Annotated in this window: 6 protein-coding genes; 5 read left to right on the top strand and 1 reads right to left on the bottom strand. The window is 41.1% G+C overall.

Annotated features, from left to right (window positions below; all coding sequences use genetic code 11):
• Positions 1 to 2 precede the first annotated feature (2 nt).
• The gene (locus tag P1X15_RS21005; protein ID WP_277340097.1) at positions 3 to 2,981 is read right to left on the bottom strand and encodes a PD-(D/E)XK nuclease family protein; all 2,979 of its coding nucleotides are present in this window, start codon (positions 2,979 to 2,981) and stop codon (positions 3 to 5) included.
• A gap of 514 nt (positions 2,982 to 3,495) precedes the next feature.
• Here P1X15_RS21005 and P1X15_RS21000 point away from each other — a divergent pair.
• The 5 genes from P1X15_RS21000 (at position 3,496) to P1X15_RS20980 (ending at position 14,619) form a co-directional block, all read left to right on the top strand.
• The gene (locus P1X15_RS21000; protein ID WP_277340096.1) at positions 3,496 to 6,477 is read left to right on the top strand and encodes a TonB-dependent receptor; all 2,982 of its coding nucleotides are present in this window, start codon (positions 3,496 to 3,498) and stop codon (positions 6,475 to 6,477) included.
• Between the two features lie 22 nt (positions 6,478 to 6,499).
• Positions 6,500 to 7,939, top strand: a complete 1,440-nt coding sequence (locus tag P1X15_RS20995; protein WP_277340095.1) for a RagB/SusD family nutrient uptake outer membrane protein — start codon at positions 6,500 to 6,502, stop codon at positions 7,937 to 7,939.
• 454 nt (positions 7,940 to 8,393) lie between these two features.
• Positions 8,394 to 11,546 (top strand): TonB-dependent receptor, encoded by a 3,153-nt coding sequence (locus P1X15_RS20990; protein ID WP_277340094.1) that lies wholly within the window; start codon positions 8,394 to 8,396, stop codon positions 11,544 to 11,546.
• Positions 11,547 to 11,570: 24 nt separating this feature from the next.
• The gene (locus P1X15_RS20985; protein ID WP_277340093.1) at positions 11,571 to 13,157 is read left to right on the top strand and encodes a RagB/SusD family nutrient uptake outer membrane protein; all 1,587 of its coding nucleotides are present in this window, start codon (positions 11,571 to 11,573) and stop codon (positions 13,155 to 13,157) included.
• Positions 13,158 to 13,509: 352 nt separating this feature from the next.
• Complete coding sequence (locus P1X15_RS20980; RefSeq protein WP_277340092.1) at positions 13,510 to 14,619, top strand: efflux RND transporter periplasmic adaptor subunit; 1,110 nt, start codon at positions 13,510 to 13,512, stop codon at positions 14,617 to 14,619.
• The last annotated feature ends 34 nt before the right edge of the window (positions 14,620 to 14,653 follow it).

Below are 14,653 nucleotides of genomic sequence, written 5' to 3'. Positions count from 1 at the left end.
GCTTAACGTCCGCAGATTTGGCGATAATCACAATATTGACACGCGACCAAGTGTTGGGTTTTCTGAAAAGGCTCGTCTATATTCAAAAGCTTTTCTGTAATAAAAGCAGTCAAGTATTGTTCAGAATAGGCTACATAACTTTCGGGGTCATTGGTTTCAAATTCAAGAGGATTTTCGATAAATCCTCTTTTGATATTGCGCAAAGAATAAAACCCAGAAGTCACTTCATAATCTTCTAAAGAGAAATCTTGATTGCGGAATTTGAGACCTTGCTGGTGAAGCATTTGTTTATAGATTAGGTATTGATAAATCCACAATTGCCTGATTTTTTCATAGTTGGAATTGGTTCCCAGATTCATAATGTCATGTAGCTTTTCAGGAGTTACTTTGGGCAGCTGCTCTATTTTGCCTGTTTTATAATCGGCTACTCGAATTGTACGGTTTAATAGCTCAACGCGGTCGATTTTGCCAGCGATTTTTAAATCAATGACTCCCTCACTATATACAATTGGGAACGACGCCGTAAGTTTTTGTTCGGTAGAGAGCACTTTCAAATCTTGATTTTGGGTACGTTGTTCACGTAAAAAATCGATGACCGTTTGCTCGGCAACCTGATAAAGCAGCCGATTGATGCCTGATTCTGCATCAAAGCCCCCGAACTCTTTGGTAAACTCATCTTTTAAAATCTGAGTTATGTCTTCATCTTCAAAATGCTTCTCTTCAATTACATACTCGATGTCGATTCGTTCGAGGACTTTGTGTATCCACGAACCAAAATCTGCGGCTCCCATGCGTTCATCTATGTCTTCGTCTTCAGATACGCCAGCAACTCGACTGAAATAATATTGTAACGAACACTTTAAATACTGATTGAGATGAGTGGCATAGAGGCCGTCACGTTGGAGAATCTCTATCAAAAATGCCAAAGTCTCAGGTGTTTTGGGGACGGTCCAGTCATTGACCGAAAGCGAAATAGGCGGAAGTAGTTGTGCGGAAGAGGGGGCGAACTGACCTTCTTCTTGGAATAAAACGGTGTGTTCTCGAAGCTGAATTTTGCCTTTTGTGGCGGGAATTAGCTCATATTCAAGTTGCATAATAAACCGACTTTTTTCACCTCCATTATAAGTATTGGTATCCGTAACATAAACCAAATGCACTTCCTGTGCACGCTGGAGTAGTCGATAAAAATGATATGACATGATGGCATCTTGGTCGCTATAGATAGGCAGGCCGGCTTCTTTGGCTATGTCCCAAGGAATGAGGGAGTTTTGGCGTTTTGAGGCGGGAAAGACGCCCTCATTCATCGACAAAATAATCAGCTTTTCGAAATCTAGTGCTTGGGTTTCGAGCATGCCCATGATTTGTAGAGGGCTGACTGGCTCGCCACTGAAAGGGATGCGAGTTTGACGAATAAGCTCATACAAAAAAGCTTTAAAAGTACGCAAGGTCAGTTTTTCGGCGCGGCTATGGGTAAGGGTAGTTTCTAGTTGTTTGATGAGTGTATAAAACAAATACAAATACTCGGTTTCGATGGCATTTTGGGTATCTTTATACACTTCTCTAAGCAAATCAATAAGGTCGTAGAAAGCCTGAATGACCGTATGAGGATTGTCGTCCCAGCGGGTAAACAAAACTTTAAAAAGTATATGATTTTCGCTCCACTCAAGTAATTGAGACGGGTCAAGAAATACGAAATTTTGTTTTTGTATCTCTCTGATTGTTTTTTGAATGATAGTAGGCTGAGAGGTGTCGCGGTTTTGAAGCGTCAGGTGTTCATACCTACGGATAAAAGGGTGATTCAATACCTTTTGAATGGTGCGGTGGTTGTATTTAGGGATTTTAATATTCCGCCCGTCTTTAGATTTGAATTCAGCAATCGTGAATTGCAATTCAAACAACGAATCAACAAGGGTAAAAAGCAACGAATTGCGAAGGGTAAGTCCCATAGTCACATTCAAATCTGACACTTGTTCATCTAGACCATTGAGCATCGGAACAAGTATATTTTCATCGGCTAGTACGATTGCAACTGGGCGATTTTCGGTGCCGCCTTGTTCGTCGTTGCACCATTCTTTATAGAGCTCGCCGGCAACTTTGGCCTGCATGGAAGCATTAGGCACGGCATATATTCTTATATCTTTGGTTGAATCTTGTAAATAATTTTCTGTCCATTTCCAAGCGCCTGTCCATGCTGAATCGTGGTATTTACGGAGTGCTTTTCCGCCCTCAATGTAAGGGTTATCACGCATGTAGTAGAAGTCCGTATCCCACAAAATCTCCGCTCGTTTGGCAGTGATGAGTGTTTTTATAATTTTCTCTTGGGCATTACTAAGCGTTGCTAGTCCTACAAAGTAATGGTCGGGCAGAGTAGGGTGGGGGCGGGGTTGCTCGTCATTGAGGAGTAAATCAAAGGCATTTTCGGCTAACTGACGATAAGCTAGGCCTCGATACACTTGCTTTTTGGCTTGCAGACTTTGACTAAACTGTTGATAAACTTCCTTTAAATTAGAGAAAAGCTCAAAATAAGCCTTGATACGTTCTGAATTGACCGGAACGTTGCTTTTAGGCCAATCTATCTGCCAACGTTCTAGTGCCTTGGCTTCGGTGATATAATTGAATAGGTAGTCGGTATCAACCAGATATTGGTCTATGGCATCAAAATCTCGTAATAGCATACTTCCCCATTGGAGGTAGCGTTCAAACGTAATGTTTTTATCGACTTGCTTAAAAATATCATACAAATCAAATAGCAGACTTACATTGTCGGCGATTTCGAGGCCGCATTTGGAAGTAACAAAATCGTCGATAGAAGTCACCTCAGGCGATAAAAAAGGCTTATCAGCACATTGCCCTAAGGCCCTTTTGAAGAAATAAGCGGCTCTTCTTGTGGGTACAACTACCGTCACATTGGCTAAGGCTTGGGTATCTTGGAATTGATTAAAAATGTATTTTGCCGATTTTTCTAGAAAAGTTTCAAGCATGCTCTTAGAATATAAGAAGAATGTAATTTGACAAGCACTGAGAGTAGCGCTAGTGCCACTCTCAGTGCTTTATTTTGGCCTTGAAGGTAAAAAAATTAAAGCTCAGTCTTAACTTTTTTAGTAGAATATAGTTTAAGTTGATGAAAGCAAAAAAACACTATCTATCTTAAAAATATAGATAAATATACTTAGCAAGAAGGCGGATATAGGGGATAGAAAAACTATGTTTAAGCACTGATTTTGAGATTTTAAATAGATAAAACGCACAAATTACGGATTTTAAAACTAAGTGAAAATGTAAAGTAGTTGTGGTACTTTACTTAGTTTTAAAGACAATATTTTGCGTATAAATACCTCTTTATTGCCCATTTTTTACACTAATAAAATAGCAAATCGGTTTCTATTTGTTTAAATGTATCTTTTTTTAAAAGCTCTTTTTTATCTTTGTGGCAGTTTCGCGATCAGCAGGTGAAACAAACACCATTTTGTTCAACTAAAAACCAAACTAAATCTTATGCGGAATTTTTTACTAACAAGCCTAGGCTTGTTATTGGTTATTTGTGTTCAGCTTCGGGCACAAGAGCGCAGGGTAACAGGGGTTGTGACCAGTACGACAGACGGAAGTGTACTCCCCGGAGTAAGTGTAATTGTGAAAGGCACAAACACTGGAACTCAGACTGATTTGAATGGCAGCTATGCTATCACAGCTACTCCACAACAAACGCTAGTATTTAGCTTTGTAGGGATGAAAACAACGGAAATAGTGGTAGGTAATCAAACTGTCATCAATCTAACTTTGGCAGATGAGGCCGATGTGTTGAGTGAAGTAGTAGTGGTAGGGTATGGTCAACAATCAAAAAAATTGAGCACACAGACTATCTCCACCCTATCTTCAAAATCAATCAAAGATTGGCCAGTATTGTCTCCTCAGCAGTTGTTGCAAGGACAAGCGGCGGGTGTGCAGATGGTGACTTCTTCGGGGTTATTAGGTTCAAACCCTTCTATTCGTATTCGTGGGGCAGCTTCGATTACGGCGGGTGGGCAGCCACTTTTTGTGATTGACGGAGTACCTCTTAACGACGGCGAGCTAACCGGTGCTCAAGGTGGTGGTACTGCCTTGAACCCCTTGATGAACATCAACCCCAACGACATTGAGTCAATGTCAGTGTTGAAAGATGCGGCGGCTGTTTCTATCTATGGTTCTCGTGGGGCAAACGGTGTAATCTTGATTAATACCAAAAAAGGATTGGTAGATAAGAAAACCCAAATCAATGTGGATATGTTCACAGGGTTTTCGAAGCCTACTAATTTGTTCCCAATGATGAACACTCAACAATTCAATGGCTTTGTAAGTGAATACAGAGCAGCTCGTGGATTGGCTCCTCTTCAATTAAGCAACGATTATTTTGATTGGGTAAATGCGGTAGTACGTAATGGTAAAACCAACCAAATCAACTTATCGGCAAGAGGCGGTTCAAAAAATACCTCTTTTTACATTGCCGGAACTTACGGAAAAGAGCAAGGCTTCACCATCGGTAATGAGTTGGATAGGCTATCAGGTAGATTTAACTTGGAACACAAAATCAGCGACCGCTTTAGATTCGGAACCAATATGTCGATGGCAACGGTAGATATGGATCGTATTGGGGCTGAAAACAACACTTATGCTCCGCTTACCTCTGCTTATTTGCAAATTCCTAACGTATTGCCAAGAGATGCGCAAGGAAATTATGTGAATACAGGTTTTATCCAAAACGTTTTGGCACTTGAAGAACTCAACATCAACAAGTACATTACAAGAAGAACTACTGGAAACGTGTATGCTGAGCTTGATATCTTGAAGAATCTGACATTCAGAACAGATTTTGGAATGGATATCAACGTAGGAGATTCTAAATATCGTGAAGTAAACTTGTTTACTCCTGGCGGAAGTGGTTCAAGAGATATTAGAAAGGATAGCAAATGGTTGACCACCAATACCCTCAAGTATTTCTTAGATAAAGACAAGCACTCTTTTGATGTATTGTTAGGATATAGTTACGAAGTTTCGGACTATGACCGTATCGCCGTTGGAGGTAGTGGTTATGCAAGTGATGCCCTACCAAACGTGGTATCTGCTGCTACTCCTACTACTACTTTGGAAGAGCGTTCTCGCTGGGCATTGGAATCACAATTTGCTCGTGCCAACTATGCCTATGATAGCAAATATTTGTTGGGTGCCTCTATGAGAAGAGACGGTTCGTCGAGATTTGGTGCCAACAAAAGATATGGTATCTTCTATGCAGTGAGTGGTGGCTGGGTAGTCAGTGAAGAGAGTTTCTTGAAAAGCAGCAACTTCATTAATTTCTTGAAACTTACTGCTAGCTATGGTACTGCTGGTAACGACCGCATCGGAAACTTCCCTTCATTGGGGCTCTATCAAGGAGGTACAGACGCCGACTACCTTGCTCAACCGGGTTTAAGACCTACTCAAGTACCTAATCCTAACTTGACTTGGGAAGAGACTGCTCAGTTGGATATTGGAATCAATACTACATTTTACAAAAATATTTTCTCGTTGTCGTTGAATTACTACAACAAAATTACGTCAAACATGTTGTTGAACGTGCCTTTTCCATTTACGACAGGTTTTGCTAGTGCCGCCAACAACGTAGGTAAAATGCAGAACAGAGGGGTGGATATTGATTTTAGCGCAAAAATAATTCAAAAACAAGACCTTAACTTAAGCATAGGCTTTAATGCAGGGTATTTGAAAAATGAAGTGTTAGAATTGCCAGAAGCAAGTATCGACGCTGATGGAAATAGATTTGTGACGGGGTCGTCGGCGCAAAGAGCCGTGGTAGGTCGTACTATCAACGAATTTTTCTTGGTAAGAGGCAATGGCGTAAATCCTCAAACTGGAGATTTTGAATGGCTTACTAAAGCTGGACAGCCTACTACTACTTATTCGGCCAACGACCGTGTGTTTGTAGGGTCGGCTTTACCCAAATGGACAGGAGGGCTGAATGCCAACTTGAGCTACAAAGGATTTGACTTAGCAGTGTTATTTAGCTTCTCTTATGGCAACAAAGTGTTGATTGATGGTCTAAGATTTACAGATAATATAGGAACTGCCGGCTACAATAAGTCAATAGATATGTTGAATTATTGGAAGAAAGAAGGCGACCAAGCATTTGTACCTAAGTTGTCAAGCTCTACTGCTCCTCTCTTTAACCAACTATCGACTGTCCAACTTCAAAATGGTTCTTTTGGTCGTTTGAGAAATATTAACTTAGGATATAATATACCCTCGAAATGGCTTGGAGAACAGAAAATCTTGAGAAGTGCTAGAATTTATGCTTTGGCACAAAACTTATTCCTTATTAAGGACAAAAACTTTAGAGGACCAGATCCAGAAGTATCAGCCAATGGCCCTAGCAACTTGATTGTGGGTGAATCATTTTTTGCTTTACCTCAGGCAAAAACCTTCACCGTTGGCTTAAATATTGGTTTCTAATCTTTTAAATGCAACACACACAATGATAAAGATAAATAAAAAAATACTGGCGGTGGGATTTGCTCTTTCCGTTTTGTCGGGTTGTTCTGAGAGACTTGAAGTTTTGCCTGAACAATCAATTGCCACTAGTCAAGCGTTTTCAAGTAAGTCTAACGCACAAGCCTCATTGTTAGGGGTGTATTCGCAAGCTCAGTTGTTTGATGTGTTTGGTTCAGGCCCTCAAATCATTCAAGATTTTCAAGCAGATAATACTGAATTTGTAGGGACATTTCCAACTTTGCAGGATATTAACAACTACGTAACAACTTCGCCTAATACCACAATCCAAGCCCACTGGCAAGTTCACTACAGAACTATCAATGGTGCCAATGCTGTAATTGATAATGTGCCAGGCGTAAGTGATCCGGCTTTTACAGAGGCCGAAAAAGCTCAATTTGTAGCAGAAGCTAAGTTTATGAGAGCTATCTTGTATCTGAGCTTGGTAAATATGTTTGCCCAACCTTATCAAGTGAGCAATGGCAGTACCCCTGGTGTACCTTTGGTATTGAAAAGCTTTACAGGTACAGTCGAATTTCCAGCTCGGGCTACTGTGGCGGAAGTTCATCAACAAATTATAAAAGACTTGACCGAAGCGCTTCCTAATTTGCCAGTAGCTACTACTGCTCAATCTCGTGGACGTGCTACGAAGGGCGCTGCTGCAGGTTACTTAGCTCGTATCTATTTGTTGAGAGGTGAGTTTCAAAAAGCCGCAGATAGTGCCAATGAAGTGATAAACGCTACGTCACTTTATAGCGTTGCTAGCAACTTTGGTTTTTATGGTGCTACTCCTACTACTGAGCACGTATTTGCGATTGTTAATAGTGCTACCGACAATGGCCGTACAGGTTCGGGAGGATGGGCTTCTTATCACAGACCTGCCGCCCAAGGGGGGCGTGGTGACTGCGCATTTTCAGCAGATTTAGAAAGAGTTTTTGCGTTGGAAGCTGGCGATAAAAGAGTCACAGAATTAAGTGATTTAGCGACCGCCGCCGACAACCAAAGAAGACGTATGACTCTTAAATATAAAGACGCTGCTACCAATACTGACCTAGCTCCTATGATGCGTACTTCTGAAATGTATCTTACAAGAGCAGAAGCTTTGGCAGAATTGAATGGTGTAAATATCGAATCCATCAATTTGGTCAATCCTATCAGAGTACGGGCGGGACTTCCTGCTTGGACAATCAGTACTTTTGCTACCAAAGAAGCATTTATTGATGCTATCTTGTTAGAAAGAAGAAAAGAGTTAGCTTTTGAAGGGCATCGCCGTATGGACTTGTTGAGAAGACAAAAACCTCTACGTACTACAGGCAGTGCAACTATTTTGGCAGCGGCGGCATTTGGTGCTCCCAAAACCATATTGCCGATTCCACAAAGAGAACTAGATCAAAACAAAAGTCTTACCCAGAATACGGGTTACTAAAACGAGGCTTAGAGGCTTTGCTCTCTCTACAAGCTAAGTAATTTTAAACAGTAGTAAGCTTCGGTTTGCTACTGTTTTTTTTTCTATCAAACGCTTTTTGGTATTTTTTCATCATGCTGGAATAGCAGTATCTCTAAAATATCATTGTAAGGTAAAACAGGGCGCTGCAACTCCCTTACAAAATATCCCAACATTTAGCTTTTTCTTTTGTTAGGGCTTTAATGAAAAAGAGTAATAGCTGTTTTTCTTAAGTAAGATAGGAAAATATAATGGGGTTTGGACTCATAAAATACCGTTTTTATATTCGGAAACGATGCATTGCTCTACTACCTACTTAACTGGATATAAGTAAATTTGCTCTTTTTAAAAAGTTGTTCTTTATATTTGTCGCAACTTTGAGAAAAGTGCGTGTAAAAAGCACCATTTTATTCAACTAAAAACCAAACTAAATCTTATGCGAAAATTTTTACTCACAAGCATCTGCTTGTTGATGGCGCTTTGTGTTCAGCTTCGGGCACAAGAGCGAATGGTCACTGGAAATGTGACAAGCAGCGACGATAACTCTCCTTTACCCGGCGTTAGTGTTGTTGTAAAAGGTACCTTGAGCGGAACCGTAACCGATGGTAGCGGGAACTATTCTCTCCGTGTTCCAAATACTGGCAAAGCACTTGTTTTTTCATTTGTAGGAATGGAAGAGCAAGAAGTGGAAATTGGTACAAAATCAGTAGTAAATGCCTCTTTGAAAACGTCTGCTAACGAGCTTAGCGAAGTAGTGGTGGTGGGCTATGGAGTTCAGCAAAGAAAAGCTTTTACGGGAGCTGCTTCTAAGGTAGATGCCAAGCAATTCGCCAATTTGATGACTCCCTCGATTGACAAACAACTTGCGGGTAGAGCTACAGGGGTACAAGTAACCAACGTAGGTGGAGGTGTAAATACGCCTGCACGGATTAGAATTAGGGGTACAAACTCTATCAACCAAGCCAATGACCCCCTCATTGTAGTAGATGGAATTCCTATTATTTCAGGGAACTTGGCTCAAACTACCAACTCCAACACCCTTGGTGACATCAACCCTGCTGACATCGAAAACATGGAAGTGTTGAAAGATGGGTCGGCTACGGCGATTTATGGCTCAAGAGCTGCCGCGGGTGTGATTTTGATTACTACTAAAAAAGGTACAAAAGGCAGAGGCAAAGTAAATTATGATGCGTTTATTGGGTTCAACAATGCCCTTAAACGTTTCGATTTGTTGAATGCAGAAGAGTTTGTAACGATTGCTAACGAAAAATTGGCGAATGCAGGGCAACCTCTACGCGCCAATATGGACGCTAATCGCACCAATACAGATTGGCAAGACCAAGTGATGGTTAAAAATGCTACTGTTCATAATCATACTTTGAGTGCCCAAGGTGGTTCAGAAAAAACAAGCTACTATATGTCGCTCAACTACTCGGCACAGCAAGGGATTATCATTACCAACTACAACAAGGCTTATCGTGCTAGATTGAATGTAGAACATGAAGCCAATAAGTTTATTAAAGTAGGTAACAATATCAATATTAGCCGTCAGGATGATGGCGACCAAAACAACGGTACCAATGCTTTGAGTGGCGCTATTTCATCAAGTTTGCGCTTATTGCCAAACGTTTCGCCTTTCAATCCTAATCATCCTACTGGCTTTAATGTAAACTGGCCTAACGGTAACTCAATGAATCCTGGGGCAAATACCACCTCAGTGGATGATAACTTTACCAATGCTGCTTATACTTTGAGAGCCAACAAATACCGTTCGGATAAATACCGCATTATCAACAATAGCTTTGTAGAAATTTCTCCTATCGCTGGCTTGAAAGTACGGTCTGTATTCTCAGCGGACTGGTTCAACGATTATAGCTTCCAAAGCTGGACCAACCAACATGGTGATGGGTACGGTACTTCGTCGGGAGGTACAAACGGATACGTGTATAACTTTAGCCGCAATCAGTTGCGTTATACTTGGCAAAATTACTTGAACTACAACTTGACTTTGGGTAAAAATCACAATATTTACTTAACAGCAGGGCATGAAGTACAACGTGAAAACAATAAGTGGCACTCTACAACAGGGACCAATATCTCGGATATGTTTTTTGTAAAAGAAAACTTTATCACGGGAAGTGCGGCGATTCAGTCAGTGGGTGGTTCTTACAGCGAGTCAGGTTTTGAATCTCTTTTTGGTCGTTTCAATTATGATTTCAATAGCAAGTACTTTGTACAGGCATCGATTCGTAGAGATGGACAAAGCTCTTTGGCTCCCGAAAAACGCTATGGGGTATTCCCAGGTTTTTCAGCTGGTTGGAGATTGTCGCAGGAAGGCTTCTGGGCATCAAGTGGCTTAAGTCAACATATCAACGAAGTAAAACTAAAAGCATCTTATGCTAAAGTAGGAAATACCCTCACTGACTTCCCTTATTTGAGTACTTATGGTGCGCGCCCTTATGGTAACATCAGTGGTATTGCGGTATCGGCGGTAGGAAACTCTGATTTGTTGTGGGAAACAAGTAACAAATATGACATTGGTCTTGAGTTAGGTATTCTAAACAATCGCTTCAACATCACCGCAGATTATTTCTTAAATGATGTTGACAACTTGGTGTTGGATGTTCCTACTCCTTTGAGTGCTGGTGTACCTAACAACAACATTAAACAAAACATTGGTGCCCTTCGTAACAAAGGGTTTGAGTTGTCGATTAGCGGAGATATCATCCGTGGAAAAGACTTTGGATGGAGTGCAAACTTCAACTACTCAAATGTGAAAAACAGAATCACGGCTTTGTATTCAATCGGTGGCTCACAAGTCCCTTATATCCAAAATGGGGGATACAACCTCATCGAAGTAGGGCAACCTATCAACGTATTGCACGGGTATCAATTCTCGGGTGTAAACTCAGCCAACGGAAACCCTGTGTATGTAAAAGCGGACGGATCATTGATTCAGTTGAATATCTCAAATGGAGCTCCTTTCTCGATTGGTGGTTATTATTTAGCACCTTCACAAAACGAAGGAACGCTGGGCACTCAATCGTCACTGACTTTCAACGATCGTGTAAAGTTGGGTAATCCTACCCCTGTATGGTTTGGAGCATTTACCAACAACTTCAGATACAAAGGCTTGAGCTTAGAAGTAATGCTTCGCTACTCTGGTGGTAACAAAATCTTCAATACCACTAAGCAAGAAATTTTGATGAACCAGAGCTTCCAAAACAACGGAAAAGAAATCTTGAACAGATGGCAAAAACCAGGTGATGTAACCAATGTTCCTAAATTATACTATGGACAAGGAAACAACATCAACCAAACACAGCTTGCCAATTCACGCTTTATCGAAAGTGGTGATTATCTACGTCTCCAAAATGTGGTGTTGAGTTATTCGCTTCCTACTACTGGATTAAACAAAATAACCAGCGGATTTATCCAAAGTATGAGAGTATTTGCCCAAGGCCAAAACTTGGCAGTTTGGACAAAATACAGTGGAGCTGACCCAGACAATATTAGCACACTTGGGTTGGATTATGCGGTTAGTCCGCAAATCCGCACTGTATCATTTGGTTTAAATCTAGGTTTCTAATTCAACGCGACACACTACTAAATTATGAAAACATTACTTAAAAAATCATTGATTTGGGCGTTGCCGCTTGCGATTCTGAGCAGTTGCGAAACAGCCCTTGATAAAAGCCCCTTCAATGCCATCACTGATGCTAGCGCATTCAGTACAGCCGACCGTTGTCAGTTAGCTCTTTATGGGGTTTATGATGCAGCTCAAAGCAGCCCTTATACCGATAATTCGGTACGGGGGTACCCTTTTGGAGCGGCCAATATTGAACAAGGAGATGCTCGTGGTGAGGATGTAATCAACGTGGCTGCCTTTTTTCAGATTACTTATCAAGCTACTTACAACTCTACTACTGCCAACAATGTAGGACAGTGGGGTGCTTTGTATGCACTTATCAATAAAGCCAATATCTCAATCGAAGGTTTTAAAACCGCCGCTCAGTCCAATATCATCTCGGCGGCGGTAGCTTCGCAGTATGAGGCTGAGTGTCGGTTTTTGAGAGCTATGGCGCATCACGAAGCGGTAGTATTTTATGCGAGACCTTATTTGGATGGCAATGGTAATAAACTTGGCGTTCCTTATCGTGATTTTGCCATCAATTCGGGTACTTCAGTAGAGCAAGTGCGAGCGATTCCTCGCCCTACAGTGGCTGAAAATTATGAGAAAATTTTGGCCGATTTGGATTTTGCAGAAGCTAACCTCCCTGCGACTATTACGCCAGGTACTGTGCGTGCTACCAAAGCTGCAGCTATCGCTCTTAAGCAAAGAGTAAAATTGCACAAAGGTGATTGGGCAGGGGTGATTGCGGAAGGTGCTAAATTGATTCCTACAGGCAATGCTCCTTTTGTAAGCCCTATTGGTGGTTGGAAATTGACAGATGAGCCTAACGGCCCTTTTACTAACAATAGCTCTACTGAAAGCATATTCTCAATTCGTAACGATGCTTTGGACAATACCGGAACTAACGGCGCCTTGCCAAGTATGTATGGTGCTGCCAACCTAGGAGCTCGTGGTCTTTTGGCGATTTCTCCTATTATTTGGAACAACAATAAGTGGTTGGCTACTGATAAACGCCGTTCGCAGTTGTATATAACTGGTGCTAACTCTAACGGAGCTTCTACGGTCAATTATTTTGCGAGAAAATATACATCTTATACGGAAAGAGCCGATTTCGCTCCACAAATCCGCTATGCTGAAGTGTTGTTAAATTCGGCGGAAGCAGAAGCTCGCCAAGCTACGGGGGTATCTGATAGGGCGCTTGCGCTATTGAATGCAGTACGTAATCGGGCGCTTGCTGCACCAGCTACTGATGCTTACACCGCTGCAAGTTTCGCGGATAAAAAAGCGCTTATTGCCGCTATTTTGCTAGAGCGTCGTATTGAGTTTTTGGCAGAAGGTAAACGCTGGGCCGATATTCATCGTAATGCTGTTGATCCAGACTTTACCACTGGTGGTATTCCTGCCAAATATCCAAATGGAGCCCAAGGAGCTGCTTTGTATAGTGTAGGTGGAACTATCAATCCTACGCAAGCGGCTATTCCGTACGCTGATTTTAGATTTATATGGCCTATTCCTGACAACGAAAAAACACAGAACCCAATCATTGAACAAAACCCTGGGTACTAATTTTTAAATTGTCTTTTTTTGACGAGCTGTCTCTCATGAGAGACAGCTCGTTTTTTTTAAAGAAATACTTTGATTGGTTGAAAGGTCTCAGCACTCCAAAATTGATTTTCTGATGGACTTTAATAAAAGATGAAGCTTATAACGAGTGTCGCTTTTTTTGTTTGCTACGACGACAAAAACCAAAAATTCGTCGTTAGTAAAATCTTAATAATCATATTTTAATTAAATAGCTATGTAAATTAAGTAAGCATCAACTAGCCATACAGCGGGATTGCTTTAAGTCACAAAAGCAATTCTTTTAATTTTAGGGAATGTGTACTTTTTTACAAGAAAAATGCAATGACCTAACATAATGAGCAAGCCTATAAAGTCGATTTTGACAGTTCTTGTTATCCTAATTATTACTGGATTAGCTTTTTACCCGAAACTAAAACAATATACCGAATCGAAAGAAAAAAGCGAGGGAAATAAGGGCGCTCAGGCAGCGTCAGTAGCTTCCAAGGGAGGTGCTGCTCCTATTAATATAATGGTAGTTGGTAATCAACGATTGGAAGAAAAAATTGTATCAACCGGTACAATTATCGCTAATGAAGAGGTGGAGATTCGAAGCGAAATAGCAGGACGTGTGACGGCTATCAACTTTAAAGAAGGCGATTATGTAAGAAAAGGGACGGTTTTGGTACGTATCAATGACGCTGATTTGCAGGCCCAATTACAGAAGTTACAGTATCAAAAGAAGCTTGCTGAGGTAAATGAAGAACGCCAAAAAAGACTCTTGGAGAAGGAAGCTATCAGCCAAAGAGACTATGACATCAGTTTGACAAACTTGAATAGCTTAAACGCAGATATTGATAACCTCAGAGCGCAAATTGAAAAAACGGTGATAAAAGCACCTTTTGACGGTACTATTGGACTACGCTATGTGAGTGAAGGGAGTTACTTAGCACCTAATAGCACTACCAAAATCGCCACTTTGACCAATATTAATCCAGCCAAGATAGATTTTTCGGTACCCGCAAAGTATGCACTTAATGTAACTAAAGGGACGCCGATTACCTTTACGACGGAAGGAGGAAGTGAGAAATTTAGCGGTCGTGTATATGCCATTGAACCTAAAATAGACCCTAATACACGCACGCTTACTTTGAGAGCAACTAGTCCCAACAACAACCGTAGACTCTTTGCAGGGTCATTTGCGCGAATTGAAATTATTCTTAATTCTAAACCCAATGCCATCGTAGTGCCTACTGAGGCCGTGATACCCAATCTAAAAGGACATAGCGTGTTTGTGGTCAAGGATAACAAAGCGCAATCAGTACCAGTCGAAATCGGAACCCGAGGAGACAAAACCATAGAAATTTTTAAAGGGCTATCAGTAGGAGATACTTTGATAACGTCGGGTATCTTGCAAGTGAAGCCCGGCGGAGAGGTCGATATTAAGAATGTAGTGCGTACCAATTAAAGTAAGTTTTTGAATTCAAATTAGTACGTTCTTT

It is taken from the genome of Runella sp. MFBS21 (assembly GCF_029433105.1).
Taxonomy (GTDB): domain Bacteria; phylum Bacteroidota; class Bacteroidia; order Cytophagales; family Spirosomataceae; genus Runella.
This window is presented reverse-complemented; position numbering and strand designations above follow the sequence as displayed.